The sequence below is a fragment of the Shigella flexneri 2a str. 301 genome (genome assembly GCF_000006925.2).
In the GTDB taxonomy this organism is placed as follows: Bacteria; Pseudomonadota; Gammaproteobacteria; order Enterobacterales; family Enterobacteriaceae; genus ECMA0423.
The window spans coordinates 3323944-3340434 of the sequence record NC_004337.2 but is presented as its reverse complement, the minus strand read 5'-3'; the positions used below and the strand labels follow the sequence as shown (position 1 = coordinate 3340434).

General features: G+C 51.5%; 23 protein-coding genes. 10 read left to right on the top strand and 13 right to left on the bottom strand.

What is annotated here, in order from left to right:
* Window positions 1–28 precede the first annotated feature (28 nt).
* The 11 genes from ptsO to yrbG all read right to left on the bottom strand — a co-directional run bounded on the left by ptsO (window position 29) and on the right by yrbG (window position 7980).
* Entirely contained in the window at window positions 29–301 is a 273-nt protein-coding gene (gene ptsO, locus SF3246; RefSeq protein ID NP_709005.1) for an N-regulated PTS system (Npr) phosphohistidinoprotein-hexose phosphotransferase, read from the bottom strand.
* Window positions 298–1152 (bottom strand): glmZ(sRNA)-inactivating NTPase, encoded by an 855-nt coding sequence (gene yhbJ / locus SF3245; RefSeq protein NP_709004.1) that lies wholly within the window; start codon window positions 1150–1152, stop codon window positions 298–300. The genes ptsO and yhbJ overlap by 4 nt, the downstream gene beginning before the upstream one ends.
* A gap of 45 nt (window positions 1153–1197) precedes the next feature.
* On the bottom strand, window positions 1198–1689 hold the full coding sequence (ptsN, locus tag SF3244) for a PTS system sugar transporter subunit IIA (RefSeq protein ID NP_709003.2): 492 nt from the start codon (window positions 1687–1689) through the stop codon (window positions 1198–1200).
* Window positions 1690–1806: 117 nt separating this feature from the next.
* A complete protein-coding gene (yhbH, locus tag SF3243) occupies window positions 1807–2094 on the bottom strand; it encodes a ribosome hibernation promoting factor HPF (protein NP_709002.1) in 288 nt (95 codons plus the stop codon).
* A gap of 22 nt (window positions 2095–2116) precedes the next feature.
* Complete coding sequence (gene rpoN / locus SF3242; protein ID NP_709001.1) at window positions 2117–3550, bottom strand: RNA polymerase factor sigma-54; 1434 nt, start codon at window positions 3548–3550, stop codon at window positions 2117–2119.
* Between the two features lie 47 nt (window positions 3551–3597).
* Window positions 3598–4323: an ABC transporter ATP-binding protein gene (gene yhbG / locus SF3241; RefSeq protein ID NP_709000.1), complete on the bottom strand. Its 726-nt coding sequence runs from the start codon at window positions 4321–4323 to the stop codon at window positions 3598–3600.
* A 6-nt stretch (window positions 4324–4329) separates the two neighbouring features.
* Window positions 4330–4887, bottom strand: coding sequence for a lipopolysaccharide transport periplasmic protein LptA (gene yhbN / locus SF3240; protein NP_708999.2), 558 nt, complete (start codon window positions 4885–4887; stop codon window positions 4330–4332).
* Complete coding sequence (yrbK, locus tag SF3239; protein NP_708998.1) at window positions 4856–5431, bottom strand: lipopolysaccharide exporter periplasmic protein LptC; 576 nt, start codon at window positions 5429–5431, stop codon at window positions 4856–4858. The genes yhbN and yrbK overlap by 32 nt, the downstream gene beginning before the upstream one ends.
* Window positions 5428–5994: a 3-deoxy-D-manno-octulosonate 8-phosphate phosphatase KdsC gene (gene yrbI / locus SF3238; RefSeq protein ID NP_708997.1), complete on the bottom strand. Its 567-nt coding sequence runs from the start codon at window positions 5992–5994 to the stop codon at window positions 5428–5430. The genes yrbK and yrbI overlap by 4 nt, the downstream gene beginning before the upstream one ends.
* 20 nt (window positions 5995–6014) lie before the next feature.
* Window positions 6015–7001: a D-arabinose 5-phosphate isomerase gene (gene yrbH, locus SF3237; RefSeq protein ID NP_708996.2), complete on the bottom strand. Its 987-nt coding sequence runs from the start codon at window positions 6999–7001 to the stop codon at window positions 6015–6017.
* A 13-nt stretch (window positions 7002–7014) separates the two neighbouring features.
* Window positions 7015–7980 (bottom strand): calcium/sodium:proton antiporter, encoded by a 966-nt coding sequence (gene yrbG / locus SF3236; RefSeq protein ID NP_708995.1) that lies wholly within the window; start codon window positions 7978–7980, stop codon window positions 7015–7017.
* 209 nt (window positions 7981–8189) lie between these two features.
* Between yrbG and vpsA the strand changes: the two genes are divergently transcribed.
* The 7 genes from vpsA to murA all read left to right on the top strand — a co-directional run bounded on the left by vpsA (window position 8190) and on the right by murA (window position 13020).
* Window positions 8190–8999 carry an ABC transporter ATP-binding protein gene (gene vpsA, locus SF3235; protein ID NP_708994.1) on the top strand — a complete coding sequence of 270 codons (810 nt, stop codon included), beginning with the start codon at window positions 8190–8192 and terminating at the stop codon, window positions 8997–8999.
* Between the two features lie 7 nt (window positions 9000–9006).
* Entirely contained in the window at window positions 9007–9789 is a 783-nt protein-coding gene (gene vpsB, locus SF3234) for a hypothetical protein (protein ID NP_708993.1), read from the top strand.
* A gap of 4 nt (window positions 9790–9793) precedes the next feature.
* Entirely contained in the window at window positions 9794–10345 is a 552-nt protein-coding gene (vpsC, locus tag SF3233; protein ID NP_708992.2) for a cytoplasmic membrane protein, read from the top strand.
* An 18-nt stretch (window positions 10346–10363) separates the two neighbouring features.
* Window positions 10364–10999 carry an ABC transporter substrate-binding protein MlaC gene (gene yrbC, locus SF3232; protein ID NP_708991.1) on the top strand — a complete coding sequence of 212 codons (636 nt, stop codon included), beginning with the start codon at window positions 10364–10366 and terminating at the stop codon, window positions 10997–10999.
* Window positions 10999–11292, top strand: a complete 294-nt coding sequence (gene yrbB / locus SF3231) for a hypothetical protein (RefSeq protein NP_708990.2) — start codon at window positions 10999–11001, stop codon at window positions 11290–11292. The genes yrbC and yrbB overlap by 1 nt, the downstream gene beginning before the upstream one ends.
* 144 nt (window positions 11293–11436) lie before the next feature.
* On the top strand, window positions 11437–11706 hold the full coding sequence (gene yrbA / locus SF3230) for a hypothetical protein (RefSeq protein ID NP_708989.1): 270 nt from the start codon (window positions 11437–11439) through the stop codon (window positions 11704–11706).
* A 54-nt stretch (window positions 11707–11760) separates the two neighbouring features.
* On the top strand, window positions 11761–13020 hold the full coding sequence (gene murA / locus SF3229) for a UDP-N-acetylglucosamine 1-carboxyvinyltransferase (RefSeq protein NP_708988.1): 1260 nt from the start codon (window positions 11761–11763) through the stop codon (window positions 13018–13020).
* A gap of 47 nt (window positions 13021–13067) precedes the next feature.
* On the opposite strand, the gene nlp is transcribed toward murA, so the two are convergent.
* Window positions 13068–13346 carry a DNA-binding transcriptional regulator Nlp gene (gene nlp, locus SF3228; RefSeq protein NP_708987.1) on the bottom strand — a complete coding sequence of 93 codons (279 nt, stop codon included), beginning with the start codon at window positions 13344–13346 and terminating at the stop codon, window positions 13068–13070.
* Window positions 13347–13572: 226 nt separating this feature from the next.
* Window positions 13573–14544, bottom strand: a complete 972-nt coding sequence (ispB, locus tag SF3227) for an octaprenyl diphosphate synthase (RefSeq protein NP_708986.1) — start codon at window positions 14542–14544, stop codon at window positions 13573–13575.
* 257 nt (window positions 14545–14801) lie between these two features.
* On the opposite strand from ispB, the gene rplU reads away from it, so the two are divergent.
* The 3 genes from rplU (at window position 14802) to yhbE (ending at window position 16483) form a co-directional block, all read left to right on the top strand.
* Window positions 14802–15113, top strand: coding sequence for a 50S ribosomal protein L21 (gene rplU, locus SF3226; protein NP_708985.1), 312 nt, complete (start codon window positions 14802–14804; stop codon window positions 15111–15113).
* A 20-nt stretch (window positions 15114–15133) separates the two neighbouring features.
* On the top strand, window positions 15134–15391 hold the full coding sequence (gene rpmA / locus SF3225; RefSeq protein NP_708984.1) for a 50S ribosomal protein L27: 258 nt from the start codon (window positions 15134–15136) through the stop codon (window positions 15389–15391).
* 126 nt (window positions 15392–15517) lie between these two features.
* Window positions 15518–16483 (top strand): hypothetical protein, encoded by a 966-nt coding sequence (yhbE, locus tag SF3224; RefSeq protein ID NP_708983.1) that lies wholly within the window; start codon window positions 15518–15520, stop codon window positions 16481–16483.
* Window positions 16484–16491 lie beyond the last annotated feature (8 nt).

Here is a 16491-nt window from a genome sequence, read left to right as displayed (position 1 = left end):
AGGGAGTTGTATGTCAAAGTGATGAAGATTAATCTTCATCAAAACCAGAATTAAAGAGGGCGATAACGGCGGCCAGTGCTTCCTCTTCCTGTGGACCGGTCGCTTCAACTTCAATCTGCCGTCCTTTGGCAGAATCCAACATCAGCAGCGCAATAACGCTGTTGGCTTCAGCCTCGGTGCCTTCGTCATTACGTAACAGCACTTCAGCGTCAAAACCCTGCATTAATTCAAACAGCTTCATTGCAGGCCGGGCATGCATGCCCAGCTTGTTTGTGATTTCAACAGTTTGCTTGACGGTCATGGTTTACGTTTTTCCAGCGTACGATGGCGTGACTGGACGTTTTTACCGCGCGAGCGGAAGTAGTCTGCCAGTTGCTCTGCAATATACACCGAACGGTGCTTCCCGCCGGTACAACCAATGGCGACCGTCAGGTAGCTACGGTTGTTGGTTTCCAGCATAGGTAACCATAGCTCAAGATAGCTTCGCGTCTGGTAGATAAAATTGTGTACTTCTGTGTGGCGGTCGAGGAACGCGGCGACAGGTTTATCAAGACCTGTCATTGGACGCAGTTTCGGATCCCAGTGCGGGTTCGGCAAGAAGCGCACGTCAAAGACGTAATCTGCATCGATAGGGATACCGTGTTTGAAGCCGAAAGACTCAAAGACCATGGTCAGTTCGCGTTCACGTTTACCCAGCAGACGGGTACGCAGCATTTCAGCCAGCTCGTGAACGGACATTTCTGAGGTATCGACAATCAGATCCGCTCGCGAACGCAGAGGCTCCAGCAAATCGCTTTCTTTGTCGATAGCACTTTCCAGCGACAGGTTTTTGCTGGAAAGCGGATGCAGTCGGCGCGTGTCACTGTAACGACGAATTAAGGTATTACGGTCGGCATCCAGGAACAGTAGTTGCGGTGAGAAAGCGTCAGGCAGGTTACTCATCGCCTGTTCGAATATTTCTGGTGACTCCGGCATATTACGAACATCAATGCTGACGGCGGCAGAAATCTCGCGATCGGCCAGAGTTCGAGCCAGATCGGGTAACAACACTACGGGAAGGTTATCCACGCAGTAAAAACCCATATCTTCCAGCGCACGCAGGGCGACAGATTTACCTGAACCTGAACGTCCGCTGACGATCATCAGTACCATGTACTGTTTCTCCTCACAACGTCTAAAAGAGACATTACCGAATAACTACGCTTCATCCGGAGTACCTTCGGTATCCGTAATGATTTGATACAGCTCTTCATCGCTCTGGGCTGCGCGTAAACGGCGGCAGATGGTTTTGTCCGCCAGACGTTTCGCCACCAGCGACAGAGTATGCAGGTGCGTTTTAGTTTGGTCTGCCGGCACCAGCAGGGCAAAAAGTAAGTCCACCGGTTGGTTGTCGATGGCATCGAAAGCTATAGGCGTTTCGAGCTGAACGAAAACGCCAACGGCACGCAGAGTATCTTCTTCAAGTTTGCCATGCGGAATGGCAATACCATTGCCGATACCGGTACTGCCCATTTTTTCCCGCGTCAGGATAGCTTCAAAAACCACCTGAGGCGGCAGGCTAAGTTGTTTCGCCGCCAGCTCGCTGATGATTTCCAGGGCGCGTTTTTTGCTCTGACAGTGGACGCGGCTTCGCGTACATTCCCTGTTAAGAACACTGCTAAGCTGTAGAGTTGTATCATTATTTGTCATAATTTCACCTAAGAACCTGCCCACTCAAACAGTGGAACAGGCTCGGAGCATTAACCGTACAAATGGCCCGTTGTGCCGCACAACAGGCCGCCATGCACATGCTAATTGCCCGGACAATTAGTGTTGTTTCAGTTTATCTTTATGTTTGGTCAACTGGCGTGCCAGCTTATCAATTAAGCCATCAATGGCAGCGTACATGTCCTGACCTTCCGCGCTGGCATGAATTTCACCACCGTTTACATGCAGTGTTGCATCTGAGGTGTGGGTGACTTTCTCCACTTTCAGAACAACATAGACCTGGTTGATTCGGTCAAAATATTGCTCAAGTTTGGCAAATTTAGCTGTAACAAATTCGCGCAGTGCCTCGGTGATCTCGACGTTATTTCCGGTAATGTTGAGCTGCATAGTGTCTTCCTTATCGGTTGGGTCAAACGAGCTGTTTACGCTGGTTTGACGGCGGAATGGATAAAGACTCTCGGTACTTCGCAACAGTGCGGCGTGCCACCATGATACCTTGTTCCGACAGCAAAGAGGTTAACTTGCTGTCGCTCAACGGTTTCGCTGGGTTTTCCGCCGCGATTAATTTCTTCACCAGTGCACGAATCGCCGTGGAGGAAGCTTCGCCGCCGCCCTCGGTATTGACGTGACTGGAAAAGAAATACTTCAGTTCAAAAATGCCTCGTGGACTATGCAGGTATTTTTGCGTGGTCACGCGAGATATCGTCGATTCATGCATTTCGACAGCCTGGGCGATATCGGCCAGTACCATCGGTTTCATATATTCTTCACCTTGCTCAAAGAAGGCTTGCTGCTGTTCAACGATACAGCGACTCACGCGCAGTAGCGTATCGTTACGGCTTTCCAGACTCTTGATCAACCATTTGGCATCCTGCAGATTGCTGCGGATAAACTGGCTGTCACCATCGTTGCGCGCGTTATTGCACATCGAGGCGTAGTGCTGGTTGATTTGCAGACGCGGAATGCTGTCACTGTTGAGTTCTACCGTCCAGTGACCGTTATGCTTACGCACCAGCACATCTGGAATGACATACTCAGGTTCGCCAGTCTGGATCGACTGCCCGGGGCGCGGATCGAGCGACTGGATCAGATTGACGGCTTCTTTCAGCACATCTTCTTTCAGACGCGTGACGCGCATTAAAGTGCGGAAGTCGTGATTGGCTAACAGATCGAGATGATCGCTAATGATCAATCTGGCCTCTTCCAGCCACGGCGTGGTCTTATCGAATTGGGAGAGTTGGATTAGCAGGCAGTCACGCAGATCTTTTGCCGCTACACCGACCGGGTCAAACCGTTGGATCCGCTTAAGGACGGCTTCAACCTCGTCGATGTCGATCTCTTCATCGCCCATACTTTCGAGAATATCTTCCAGCGGGACAGTCAGATAACCGGTTTCATCAACGGCATCGACGATAGAGGTAGCAATAGCGCGGTCAGTGTCGGAAAACGGTGTCAGCTCGACCTGCCACATCAGGTAATCCTGCAAGGTCTGCGTCGTTTCGCCCTGGTAGACCGGCAGCTCGTCGTCAATGTAGTCACCGCTGGTGCCGGATGGTGTACCAGCGGTGTAAATGGTGTCCCAACTGGCATCGAGCGGCAGCTCTTCCGGCATCTCTTTTTGTTCGAGCGCGTCGGCGGTGTCCAGCGTTTCACTGTCTTGCGTTTCGCGGGTGTCGATTTCTTCATGAGTGTCGATTTGCTCAAGCAGCGGATTACTCTCCAGCGCCTGCTGTAGCTCCTGCTGAAGTTCCAGCGTCGACAACTGCAACAGACGAATTGCCTGTTGGAGCTGTGGCGTCATCGCCAGTTGTTGGCTAAGCCTGAGTTGCAAACCTTGCTTCATGTTCAGAATCGTACTCTCCTGCTAAAACGTCGCAAACTTCTACCCTATCAGAGTCTGAAGTCTTCCCCAAGGTATACACGCTTAACGTGTTCGTCTTGTAAGATTTCTGTAGGCGTGCCGTGGGCGATCAAATGCCCCTGACTGACGATATAAGCGCGTTCACAAACCGCCAGTGTTTCACGCACGTTGTGGTCAGTGATCAGCACGCCCAGGCCGCTGTCGCGCAGGTGTTCAATGATGCGTTTAATGTCGATAACCGAGATCGGGTCAACCCCGGCAAACGGTTCGTCGAGCAGAATAAATTTCGGATTCGCAGCCAGTGCGCGGGCAATTTCTACACGGCGACGTTCACCCCCGGAGAGTGACTGCCCCATGCTGTCACGCAGGTGCTCAATGTGAAACTCTTCCATCAGCTCGTTCGCGCGGTCTTCACGTTGTTCAGCAGACAAGTCGTCACGAATTTGCAGTACCGCCATCAGGTTATCGTAAACGCTGAGGCGACGGAAAATGGAGGCTTCCTGTGGCAGATAGCCGATACCGCGGCGCGCGCGTGCATGCAGAGGCAGCAGACTGATATCGTCATCATCAATAATGATGTTGCCCGCATCGCGCGGCACAATGCCTACAACCATGTAGAAAGTGGTGGTCTTACCGGCACCGTTTGGCCCCAGCAGACCGACAATTTCCCCGGAGTTGACGGTCAGGCTGACGTCTTCTACCACGCGACGGCCTTTATAGGCTTTTGCAAGGTTCTTTGCAGTTAATGTTGCCATAACGAATTAATTACCCTTCTTCTGTGCCGGGGTCTGGCCTTTGTTGTTTTTGTCCTGCAGCTGCGACGGCACCAGAACGGTGGTTACGCGCTTGCCTTTGTCGCTGAAAGCCTGCATTTTCTGCTCTTTCACCAGGTAAGTGATCTTATCGCCCTTAATGTTGCTATCGACCTGCTGCAGATAAGCATTACCCGTCAGAACGACAAAATCTTTTGCCAGTTCGTAGTGCATCTGGGAAGCGTGACCTTCAACGGGTTTACCGTTGTCCTGCATCTGGTAGAACGTTGCCGGTTTACCGTATCCGTCAATCACTTCTTTACCTTGTTCGCCGCCCGGACGGGTAACGACCACTTTGTCGGCATTAATTTTGATGGTGCCCTGGGTGACGATGACATTACCGGTAAAGGTAACCACGTTGCCTTGCATATCAAGAGATTGCTGGTCCGATTCAATGTGGATCGGCTGATCAGTGTCTCCGGTTACGGCAAATGCCGGAATGCTGGCGGCCAGAAGTGAGCTGGCAAGCACAAGATTAAGGCTGAGTTTGTTTGTTTTGAATTTCATAGGATGTTCTAACCTTTTCAATCAGCTCGGCGTTCTTGCTGCGTAAGTTGCCGCGCATTTTCAGACCGCTGGAGTTAAATGTTGTTCCGTATAACGTGACGAGGTCTTCAGAGGTAACATCCTGCGTCACCAGATTGATCTGCGCGTTATCCGTCGTGATTCTGCGAAGTTGAGAGTCTGGCACAAGTGCGTTGACTTCAACGTGTCCATATAAATAGAGCATCCGGTCATTGGTCAGCTTGGCTTTATCTGCTTTTACGGACCATGTCGGGATTTTATCCTTATCAAACGTGGTAAGTACCGGCTGCGTAAACCACGAAACGGCCTGATCGGAATAATATTCAACGTGTTGAGCAATCAATCGATAGCTTAGTGCCCCTTCTGGGTTATAGACGAGCGTGTCCGTATGCTCGCTTTTATAGGTGGGATCATTGTTGTTGACGACCACCTGGGCGGTATCGTCTTTTTCGGCCATATTAATGCCGATCATCACCAGAACCGCCAGTGATAGCACAATGATAACCCAACGTCTGGCTTTACTCATATCGATTGCCCTTTGGCTTCATCCAGTTTGCCCTGCGCCAGGAGTAATAAGTCGCAAACTTCGCGCACTGCGCCACGACCGCCAGCAATGCGCGTCACGTAATCGGCGCGCGGGATCAACAGTGGATGCGCATCGGCCACGGCGACGCTTAAACCCACTTTTTCCATTACCGGCCAGTCGATGAGATCATCGCCAACATAAGCCACATTTTCCGGGGCAATCGCCAATTTTTCCAGCAAATCGCTAAAGGCGATCAGTTTGTTTGACTGCCCCTGATACAAGTGAGTGATCCCCAATGTGGCACAACGATCTTCTACCAGTTTAGCCTTTCGCCCGGTAATGATAGCGACTTCAATATCAGAGGTGAGCGCACAACGAATGCCATAACCGTCACGAACATTGAACGCTTTCAGCTCTTCGCCGTTATTGCCCATATAAATCAGGCCATCTGACAGTACGCCATCAACGTCGAGGATCAGCAGACGAATGTTCTCTGCTTTTGCCATAACGTCGGCGCTGACAGGGCCGTAACAGGTCGCAAGCGACGCACCTGCTTTGCTCATTGTTGTTTATCCTTGAATCTTTACACTACGCCTGCACGCAGTAAATCATGCATATGTAACACACCGAGTAAATGGTCGCCATCGGCAACCATCACGGAGGTGATATGGCGGGACTGCATTAAGTTCAGTGCCTCAACGGCCAGAATGCCAGGGCGCACACGTATTCCCCCCGGCGTCATCACATCGGCAATACTTAACTGACGAACATCCACGCCCATATCGAAGACACGGCGTAAATCACCGTCGGTAAAGATGCCTTCAATCATCATATTGTCATCGCAAATGACAGTCATACCAAGATTTTTGCGGGTAACTTCCAGCAATGCGTCACGCAGACTGGCCGTTTTCTTAACATGCGGGATCTCATCGCCCGTATGCATAATATCGTTTACGCGCAGCAGAAGTTTACGACCCAGTGCGCCGCCTGGGTGTGAGAGCGCAAAATCTTCAGCAGTAAAGCCGCGTGCTTTTAACAGCGCGACAGCGAGGGCATCGCCCATAACCAGCGTGGCGGTGGTGCTGCTGGTCGGTGCCAGCCCTAACGGACAGGCTTCTTTCGCTACTTTAACACACAGATGCACATCTGCGGCGCGCGCCATGCTGCTCTCCGGGCGACCGGTGATGCAGATTAACGGTACGTGAAGACGCTTAAGCACTGGAATTAAGGCCGTGATTTCGCTGGATTCACCTGAGTTAGAGATAGCAATCACCACATCCTGTGGGGTGACCATGCCTAAATCACCATGCGCGGCTTCACTAGGATGGACGAAAAATGAAGGTGTACCGGTGCTGGCAAACGTTGCGGCCATTTTGCGCCCGATGTGCCCCGATTTCCCCATCCCCATGACGACAACTTTCCCTTTACACCAGAACATCTTTTCACAGGCAAGCGTGAAATTCTGATTGATGTATTGATCAAGCTCCGCCAGGCATTCACGTTCAATCGCCAGGACTTCTTTACCTGCTTGCTGAAAGTCAAAACCCGGTTGTAACTCTACGTGCGACATAATGCGTTTCCAGTTATTCAACGAGTATTGGCGATAACCAGTACAACATCGCCAGCCATACGATAAATCCGCCAGTTAATAATACCCCTACACCACGGCCCGGTTGCGGGGAGCGCCGCCAGCACAGCAACGCAAAAATAATGCTCACCAGCAACATCACGCTGTAGTCACGACTGTACGCCAGTGGATCAATCTCTCCTGGCGTTATCAGCGCGGGTAAACCCAACACGATGACAATATTAAAAATGTTTGCGCCAATGATATTTCCGACAGCAATGTCGTTTTCACCTTTGCGAACCCCCGCTATTGCGGTTGCCAGTTCCGGCAGACTGGTTCCGATAGCAATTGCCGTCAGAGCCATCGTCAACTCGCTGATGGCAAAGTAATTCGCCAGCACCGTGGCGTTATCAACCACCATCCGCGTGGCCACTGGCATGATGATAAGCGCAATGCCGAGCCATAAAAACGCGACGGGCAATCCGCCGTCACGCGGCAGCTCTGCAAGCTGCTCTCTGGTCAGGCTGTCAGTCCCCTGACGTGCAAGTTTAACAATGAACAGCAGCCATAGCACAGCCAGAAAGAGGAGAAAGATACCATCGCTTCGACTAAGTTGTCCGTCATAGAGTACGGAACCGGCCACCACGCTGACCAACAACATTAAGGGTAATTCACGGCGCAGAACATCGGAATGGACGGTAAAAGGACGAACCAGCGCAGCCAGACCGAGGATCAGCAATATATTGATAATGTTTGAGCCGAGGGCTGTACCAACGGCTAAATCGCGTTGTTCGTGCAGAGACGCGGCAAGCGAGACGATGATTTCTGGTAACGATGTACCAATACTGACCACCGTCATGCCGATGATCAGCGGCGGGATGCCAAAGGTTCGGCAAAGAATAGACGCGGCAAAAACCAGGCGGTCGGCACTGTAAACGACCAAAAGTAAACCAACAATTAACAGTGCCGTAGCTAAAAGCATCTAACGTCCTTTCTTCAGGTATACTCGCCGGTCCGCTGAAGATTTTCAGAAAGCCGTAACGGATTCTTAATTTTGACTTTATGCGGCTAAAAAGTAAAACAAATGCCAGCTTTCGCTAACCACGGCGGGTAATATTCTGTAAATATGTTGGGTTCAAGGTTAAATTGAGCGCCATGCTTAGAAAATCAACGCAAGACGAAGGGTGAATTATGGAGCAGTCTGTGGCGAATTTAGTCGATATGCGCGATGTCAGTTTTACGCGTGGCAATCGCTGCATCTTCGATAATATTTCCCTGACCGTGCCGCGAGGGAAGATCACGGCGATCATGGGGCCATCGGGCATCGGTAAAACGACGCTACTCCGTCTGATTGGCGGGCAAATCGCACCAGATCATGGTGAGATCCTTTTCGATGGTGAGAATATTCCGGCGATGTCTCGTTCGCGCCTGTATACAGTGCGTAAACGGATGAGCATGTTATTTCAGTCCGGGGCGTTGTTCACTGATATGAACGTATTTGACAACGTCGCCTATCCACTGCGCGAACATACCCAACTTCCCGCGCCATTGTTGCATAGTACGGTGATGATGAAGCTGGAGGCCGTGGGGCTGCGTGGAGCGGCTAAACTAATGCCTTCTGAACTTTCCGGTGGGATGGCGCGGCGTGCAGCGCTGGCGCGTGCGATTGCGCTGGAGCCGGATCTCATCATGTTTGATGAACCTTTTGTTGGGCAAGATCCCATCACCATGGGCGTACTGGTGAAGCTGATTTCTGAGCTGAACAGCGCGCTGGGCGTGACTTGTGTGGTGGTTTCTCACGATGTGCCGGAAGTGTTAAGTATTGCGGATCACGCCTGGATCCTGGCGGACAAAAAAATTGTCGCTCATGGCAGTGCCCAGGCGTTGCAGACGAATCCTGATCCGCGCGTACGTCAGTTTCTGGACGGGATAGCTGACGGGCCTGTTCCGTTCCGCTATCCTGCCGGCGATTATCACGCTGATCTTTTACCAGGGAGTTAAGCCACTCATGCTGTTAAATGCGCTGGCGTCGCTCGGACATAAAGGGATTAAAACCCTGAGAACGTTCGGGCGGGCCGGGTTAATGTTATTCAATGCGCTGGTCGGCAAACCGGAATTTCGCAAACATGCGCCGCTGCTGGTGCGCCAGCTCTATAATGTCGGCGTCCTGTCGATGCTGATTATTGTAGTTTCTGGCGTGTTCATCGGAATGGTGTTGGGGCTGCAAGGTTATCTGGTTCTGACCACTTATAGCGCGGAAACCAGTCTGGGTATGCTGGTGGCGTTATCGCTACTGCGTGAACTGGGGCCGGTGGTTGCCGCGCTGTTGTTTGCCGGGCGTGCTGGTTCGGCGTTAACCGCAGAAATCGGCCTGATGCGCGCTACAGAGCAACTCTCCAGTATGGAGATGATGGCGGTGGATCCGCTGCGTCGGGTTATTTCTCCCCGTTTCTGGGCTGGGGTTATTTCATTACCACTGTTGACGGTTATCTTCGTCGCCGTGGGGATCTGGGGCGGATCGCTGGTCGGCGTCAGTTGGAAAGGCATTGATAGCGGGTTCTTCTGGTCGGCAATGCAAAATGCCGTCGACTGGCGTATGGATCTGGTCAACTGTCTGATTAAGAGCGTGGTGTTCGCCATCACGGTGACGTGGATTTCGTTGTTTAACGGCTACGACGCCATCCCGACGTCTGCCGGGATTAGCCGGGCAACCACTCGCACCGTTGTCCACTCGTCTCTGGCTGTTCTGGGGCTGGATTTTGTGCTGACCGCATTGATGTTTGGGAATTGAGTTCATGCAAACGAAAAAAAATGAAATTTGGGTGGGTATCTTTTTATTAGCAGCACTGCTGGCGGCGCTGTTTGTTTGCCTGAAGGCGGCGAACGTGACGTCCATACGTACTGAATCGACCTACACGCTTTATGCGACGTTCGATAACATTGGCGGCCTGAAAGCGCGCTCTCCGGTCAGCATTGGTGGTGTTGTTGTGGGCCGGGTGGCGGATATTACGCTGGACCCGAAAACCTATCTGCCGCGCGTAACGCTGGAAATTGAACAACGTTATAACCACATTCCTGATACCAGTTCGCTGAGCATTCGTACTTCCGGCCTGCTGGGAGAACAATATCTGGCATTAAACGTCGGTTTTGAAGACCCGGAACTGGGGACTGCTATCCTGAAGGATGGCGATACAATTCAGGACACCAAGTCTGCGATGGTGCTGGAAGATCTCATTGGTCAGTTCCTTTACGGTAGTAAAGGCGATGACAATAAGAATAGTGGCGATGCGCCAGCTGCTGCGCCAGGTAATAATGAAACCACTGAACCTGTGGGTACAACGAAATAATTTCAGGAGAACCGACGCATGTTTAAACGTTTAATGATGGTCGCTTTGCTGGTGATTGCACCTCTGAGTGCGGCAACCGCGGCAGACCAGACCAATCCTTATAAGCTGATGGACGAGGCGGCGCAGAAAACGTTCGATCGCCTGAAGAATGAGCAACCGCAAATTCGGGCCAACCCGGATTATCTGCGTACCATTGTTGATCAGGAACTGCTGCCATACGTACAGGTGAAATACGCCGGTGCGCTGGTGCTGGGCCAGTATTACAAGAGTGCGACCCCTGCTCAACGTGAAGCCTACTTTGCCGCTTTCCGTGAGTACCTGAAGCAGGCTTACGGTCAGGCGCTGGCGATGTATCACGGTCAAACCTATCAGATTGCGCCAGAACAGCCGCTGGGCGATAAAACCATTGTGCCTATTCGCGTTACCATTATTGACCCGAATGGCCGTCCGCCGGTGCGTCTGGACTTCCAGTGGCGTAAAAACTCCCAGACGGGAAACTGGCAAGCTTACGACATGATTGCTGAAGGCGTCAGTATGATCACCACCAAACAAAACGAGTGGGGAACGCTGCTGCGTACCAAAGGTATCGACGGCCTGACTGCGCAACTGAAATCGATTTCTCAACAGAAAATCACTCTGGAAGAGAAAAAATAATGAGCGAGTCACTGAGCTGGATGCAGACGGGTGACACGCTGGCGTTATCCGGAGAGCTGGATCAGGACGTTCTGCTACCGCTTTGGGAAATGCGTGAGGAGGCGGTGAAGGGGATTACCTGCATCGATCTTAGCCGTGTGTCCCGCGTGGATACGGGGGGACTGGCACTGCTGCTCCATCTTATCGATCTGGCGAAAAAGCAGGGCAACAACGTGACGCTTCAGGGGGTAAACGACAAAGTGTATACCCTCGCGAAATTGTATAATTTGCCTGCTGATGTTCTGCCTCGTTAAATTTTTTCAGGCCGGATATGGCGTTAACCGCCTGTCCGGCAAACCTGCCTGCAAGTCGAGCCTTGTCTGATTTATCAGCGAGGCTTTTTGCTTATTTATGCCAGCGCAACTTTGCTCTAAGATGTTTCGCTGGTTTATTAACTGATGATTGAAGATCCCATGGAAAATAATGAAATTCAGAGCGTGTTGATGAACGCTCTCTCCCTCCAGGAAGTCCACGTTTCCGGCGATGGCAGCCACTTTCAGGTTATTGCCGTGGGTGAGTTGTTTGACGGTATGAGTCGGGTTAAAAAACAGCAGACGGTCTATGGCCCGCTGATGGAATATATTGCGGATAACCGCATTCATGCTGTGTCGATCAAAGCGTATACCCCTGCGGAGTGGGCGCGCGATCGCAAACTGAACGGCTTTTGAGCTATGGGCGATTCGCCGGTAGCGGATATGAATTGTTAACTGAGAACAAACTAAATGGATAAATTTCGTGTTCAGGGGCCAACGAAGCTCCAGGGCGAAGTCACAATTTCCGGCGCTAAAAATGCTGCTCTGCCTATTCTTTTTGCCGCACTACTGGCGGAAGAACCGGTAGAGATCCAGAACGTCCCGAAACTGAAAGACGTCGATACATCAATGAAACTGCTAAGCCAGCTGGGTGCGAAAGTAGAACGTAATGGTTCTGTGCATATTGATGCCCGCGACGTTAATGTATTCTGCGCACCTTACGATCTGGTTAAAACCATGCGTGCTTCTATCTGGGCGCTGGGGCCGCTGGTAGCGCGCTTTGGTCAGGGGCAAGTTTCACTACCTGGCGGTTGTACGATCGGTGCGCGTCCGGTTGATCTACACATTTCTGGCCTCGAACAATTAGGCGCGACCATCAAACTGGAAGAAGGTTACGTTAAAGCTTCCGTCGATGGTCGTCTGAAAGGCGCACATATCGTGATGGATAAAGTCAGCGTTGGCGCAACGGTGACCATCATGTGTGCTGCAACCCTGGCGGAAGGCACCACGATTATTGAAAACGCAGCGCGTGAACCGGAAATCGTCGATACCGCGAACTTCCTGATTACGCTGGGTGCGAAAATTAGCGGTCAGGGCACCGATCGTATCGTCATCGAAGGTGTGGAACGTTTAGGCGGCGGTGTCTATCGCGTGCTGCCGGATCGTATCGAAACCGGTACTTTCCTGGTGGCGGCGGCGATCTCTCGTGGCAAAATTATCTGCCGTAACGCGCAGCCAGATACTCTGGACGCCGTGCTGGCGAAACTGCGTGATGCTGGAGCGGACATCGAAGTCGGCGAAGACTGGATTAGCCTGGATATGCATGGCAAACGTCCGAAGGCTGTTAACGTACGTACCGCGCCGCATCCGGCATTCCCGACCGATATGCAGGCCCAGTTCACGCTGTTGAACCTGGTGGCTGAAGGGACCGGGTTCATCACCGAAACGGTCTTTGAAAACCGCTTTATGCATGTGCCAGAGCTGAGCCGTATGGGCGCGCACGCCGAAATCGAAAGCAATACCGTTATTTGTCATGGTGTTGAAAAACTTTCTGGTGCACAGGTTATGGCAACCGATCTGCGTGCATCAGCAAGCCTGGTGCTGGCTGGCTGTATTGCGGAAGGGACGACGGTGGTTGATCGTATTTATCACATCGATCGTGGCTACGAACGCATTGAAGACAAACTGCGCGCTTTAGGTGCAAATATTGAGCGTGTGAAAGGCGAGTAATCGTCTGAGAGCTGGCAGCCCCGTTCGCGGGGCTACCGCCAGACCACTCATTTTTTCGGTTTAGTGTAGCTACGCATCAACTGCGTTCTGTCGATAAACTCATGGGTCTGCGGATCATGGTAGCGTGATGGCCAGATAACCCAGGGGTCAGTTCCCAGGGCTTTCGCAATAATCATCTCTCCTTTCGGCCATGGGCGCGATAATGCGTTTGCCAGCGTTGAGGAACTCAAACCATTTCTGCGAGATTCCGCCGCCATTGACGTTCCTTTCTTGCGCAAACCTGCAATGATGTCAGCGGGATGCCAGTCAATGAAATTACTTTCCATCTTTCCTCACTCCTTAAGTTAGTCGCTTTCATTCAGAACACTTCTTCTGTCGGGCATCACTATACTCCTGATGGTCTATTGCGCTAAAAAGTTCCTGTAAAGAGTGTGAATATTCATAATATATAAAGATTCATCGCCCTTTTTTCAGGTGTTATAGCGCTGAATTAGTGTTTTTATGGAATTTACTGGAATCATCCCGCGCACTGCGCGGGATGAAGGGAGGGGATTAACGATCGCGTTGAACAGCGATGTGCGCGAGGCCGATGAGTGCTTCTCGCCAAGGGGTGTCCGGGAGCACCTGTAACGCTGCGATGGCTTTGTCTGCTTCTTCCTCGGCGCGCTGACGCGTCCATTCAAGAGATCCACAAGCGTTCATTGCTTCCAGAACCGGTTCCAGAAGATGGCGACCGTTACCTTGTTCGATGGCGGTACGGATCATCTGTGCCTGTTCTGGTGTGCCATGATGCATCGCATGCAGCAGCGGCAGCGTCGGTTTACCTTCGTTCAGATCGTCGCCGACGTTTTTACCTAACTGTTCGCCATCGGCATTGTAATCGAGTAAATCGTCGATCAACTGGAAAGCAGTGCCGAGATAGCGCCCATAATCCTGCAGGCCTTTCTCCTCCTCCGGCGTACAGCCAGCCAGAATCCCGGAACACTGCGCGGCAGCCTCAAACAGACGCGCGGTTTTGCTATAGATAACGCGCATGTAGTTTTCTTCAGTGATGTCCGGATCGTTAACGTTCATCAGTTGCAGAACTTCACCTTCTGCGATGACGTTTACAGCTTCTGACATGACTTCCAGCACTTTGAGTGAACCGAGGCTGGTCATCATCTGGAACGCGCGGGTATAAATAAAATCGCCTACCAGCACGCTGGCGGCATTGCCAAATGCGGCGTTGGCGGTAGCTTTACCCCTGCGCATATCTGATTCATCCACAACGTCGTCGTGTAGCAGAGTCGCCGTGTGGATAAACTCGATCAGGGCAGCAATGGTGACATGCGCATTTCCCTCATAGCCAACAGCTCGTGCAGCCAGTACAGCAATCATCGGACGAATACGTTTACCGCCGCCGCTGACGATGTAATAGCCTAACTGATTGATCAGTTGGACGTCGGAATTAAGCTGCTCAAGGATTGCCGCATTAACACCCGCCATATCTTGCGCGGTTAACTCATTGATTTTTTCTAAATTCATCGCAAAAGCCGGGCTTTTCGCCCCGATTACCTTACTGTGAACAAAGGCAACTTAGGGTTTATGGTTAGGAATATAGGGTAATTGTACTGAAAAAATGGCACAGATAAACGTTACCGTACAAGTTGTGTTTTTTTCTTCGTGTATTGACTGTAGCACTTGTCAAAGGCGTGCGTTTTGCGTAATATTCGCGCCCTATTGTGAATATTTATAGCGCACTCTGAATCATTGAAAAGGTGTGCGCGGAAGCGGAGTTTTATATGTACGCGGTTTTCCAAAGTGGTGGTAAACAACACCGAGTAAGCGAAGGTCAGACCGTTCGCCTGGAAAAGCTGGACATCGCAACTGGCGAAACTGTTGAGTTCGCTGAAGTGCTGATGATCGCAAACGGTGAAGAAGTCAAAATCGGCGTTCCTTTCGTTGATGGCGGCGTAATCAAAGCTGAAGTTGTTGCTCACGGTCGTGGCGAGAAAGTTAAAATCGTTAAGTTTCGTCGTCGTAAACACTATCGTAAGCAGCAGGGCCATCGTCAGTGGTTCACTGATGTGAAAATTACTGGCATCAGCGCCTAAGACCTGAGGAGAGATTTCAAATGGCACATAAAAAGGCTGGCGGCTCCACACGTAACGGTCGCGATTCAGAAGCTAAACGCTTGGGCGTTAAGCGTTTCGGTGGCGAATCCGTTCTGGCGGGTAGCATCATCGTTCGTCAACGTGGTACCAAATTCCACGCTGGCGCTAACGTAGGTTGCGGTCGTGACCACACTCTGTTTGCTAAAGCAGACGGTAAAGTGAAATTCGAAGTTAAAGGCCCGAAAAACCGTAAATTTATCAGCATCGAAGCTGAATAAGTTTTTCGCGTCCCGGTAACGGATGAAAGCCCCGCAACACGTTGCGGGGCTTTTTACATTCGATAACCGGTAAAAATGCGCATGGTGCGACGTTAATCCGCAAATGCGCTTTGCAGGGAATACGGTATGAAGCAGCAGGCAGGCATTGGCATTCTTTTGGCGCTTACCACAGCAATTTGCTGGGGGGCGTTGCCAATCGCAATGAAGCAGGTGCTGGAGGTGATGGAACCTCCGACAATCGTGTTTTACCGTTTCTTGATGGCGAGTATTGGCCTTGGTGCCATTCTTGCGGTGAAGAAGAGGTTGCCGCCATTACGCGTGTTTCGTAAGCCACGCTGGTTGATTTTGTTGGCAGTGGCGACCGCCGGGCTGTTTGGGAACTTCATCCTGTTCAGCTCATCCTTGCAATACCTGAGTCCGACCGCTTCGCAGGTGATTGGGCAACTCTCGCCAGTTGGCATGATGGTTGCCAGCGTATTTATCCTGAAAGAGAAAATGCGCAGCACTCAGGTTGTAGGGGCATTGATGCTCCTGAGCGGTCTGGTGATGTTTTTTAACACCAGTCTGGTCGAGATATTTACAAAGCTCACCGATTACACCTGGGGAGTTATCTTTGGGGTCGGTGCGGCGACGGTTTGGGTGAGTTATGGCGTGGCGCAAAAGGTTTTATTGCGTCGGCTGGCCTCACCGCAGATCCTGTTTTTACTGTACACTTTATGTACAATCGCGCTCTTCCCTCTGGCAAAGCCTGGAGTGATAGCGCAGCTTAGCCACTGGCAGCTCGCATGTTTAATTTTTTGCGGACTGAATACCTTGGTAGGATATGGCGCCTTGGCGGAAGCGATGGCTCGCTGGCAGGCAGCGCAGGTGAGCGCGATCATCACGCTCACCCCACTGTTTACGCTGTTTTTTTCAGATCTTTTATCACTGGCCTGGCCCGATTTCTTCGCCAGACCGATGTTAAACCTTTTAGGTTATCTCGGTGCGTTTGTCGTGGTTGCGGGCGCGATGTATTCCGCCATTGGTCATCGTATTTGGGGCGGATTACGTAAGCATACAACGGTGGTATCGCAACCCCGCGCAGGCGAATGATTTACGGA

Excerpts from the sequence above, each read along its gene's own strand:
- yhbH (NP_709002.1), bottom strand. The coding sequence starts at position 2,094 with ATGCAGCTCAACATTACCGGAAATAACGTCGAGATCACCGAGGCACTG.
- ptsO (NP_709005.1), bottom strand. The coding sequence starts at position 301 with ATGACCGTCAAGCAAACTGTTGAAATCACAAACAAGCTGGGCATGCAT.
- ispB (NP_708986.1), bottom strand. The coding sequence starts at position 14,544 with ATGAATTTAGAAAAAATCAATGAGTTAACCGCGCAAGATATGGCGGGT.
- vpsB (NP_708993.1), top strand. The coding sequence starts at position 9,007 with ATGCTGTTAAATGCGCTGGCGTCGCTCGGACATAAAGGGATTAAAACC.
- rpoN (NP_709001.1), bottom strand. The coding sequence starts at position 3,550 with ATGAAGCAAGGTTTGCAACTCAGGCTTAGCCAACAACTGGCGATGACG.
- yrbK (NP_708998.1), bottom strand. The coding sequence starts at position 5,431 with ATGAGTAAAGCCAGACGTTGGGTTATCATTGTGCTATCACTGGCGGTT.
- yrbI (NP_708997.1), bottom strand. The coding sequence starts at position 5,994 with ATGAGCAAAGCAGGTGCGTCGCTTGCGACCTGTTACGGCCCTGTCAGC.
- yhbE (NP_708983.1), top strand. The coding sequence starts at position 15,518 with ATGAAGCAGCAGGCAGGCATTGGCATTCTTTTGGCGCTTACCACAGCA.
- nlp (NP_708987.1), bottom strand. The coding sequence starts at position 13,346 with ATGGAAAGTAATTTCATTGACTGGCATCCCGCTGACATCATTGCAGGT.
- rplU (NP_708985.1), top strand. The coding sequence starts at position 14,802 with ATGTACGCGGTTTTCCAAAGTGGTGGTAAACAACACCGAGTAAGCGAA.
- ptsN (NP_709003.2), bottom strand. The coding sequence starts at position 1,689 with ATGACAAATAATGATACAACTCTACAGCTTAGCAGTGTTCTTAACAGG.
- yhbN (NP_708999.2), bottom strand. The coding sequence starts at position 4,887 with ATGAAATTCAAAACAAACAAACTCAGCCTTAATCTTGTGCTTGCCAGC.
- vpsA (NP_708994.1), top strand. The coding sequence starts at position 8,190 with ATGGAGCAGTCTGTGGCGAATTTAGTCGATATGCGCGATGTCAGTTTT.
- vpsC (NP_708992.2), top strand. The coding sequence starts at position 9,794 with ATGCAAACGAAAAAAAATGAAATTTGGGTGGGTATCTTTTTATTAGCA.
- yrbH (NP_708996.2), bottom strand. The coding sequence starts at position 7,001 with ATGTCGCACGTAGAGTTACAACCGGGTTTTGACTTTCAGCAAGCAGGT.
- yrbB (NP_708990.2), top strand. The coding sequence starts at position 10,999 with ATGAGCGAGTCACTGAGCTGGATGCAGACGGGTGACACGCTGGCGTTA.
- yhbJ (NP_709004.1), bottom strand. The coding sequence starts at position 1,152 with ATGGTACTGATGATCGTCAGCGGACGTTCAGGTTCAGGTAAATCTGTC.
- yrbG (NP_708995.1), bottom strand. The coding sequence starts at position 7,980 with ATGCTTTTAGCTACGGCACTGTTAATTGTTGGTTTACTTTTGGTCGTT.
- murA (NP_708988.1), top strand. The coding sequence starts at position 11,761 with ATGGATAAATTTCGTGTTCAGGGGCCAACGAAGCTCCAGGGCGAAGTC.
- yhbG (NP_709000.1), bottom strand. The coding sequence starts at position 4,323 with ATGGCAACATTAACTGCAAAGAACCTTGCAAAAGCCTATAAAGGCCGT.
- rpmA (NP_708984.1), top strand. The coding sequence starts at position 15,134 with ATGGCACATAAAAAGGCTGGCGGCTCCACACGTAACGGTCGCGATTCA.
- yrbC (NP_708991.1), top strand. The coding sequence starts at position 10,364 with ATGTTTAAACGTTTAATGATGGTCGCTTTGCTGGTGATTGCACCTCTG.
- yrbA (NP_708989.1), top strand. The coding sequence starts at position 11,437 with ATGATTGAAGATCCCATGGAAAATAATGAAATTCAGAGCGTGTTGATG.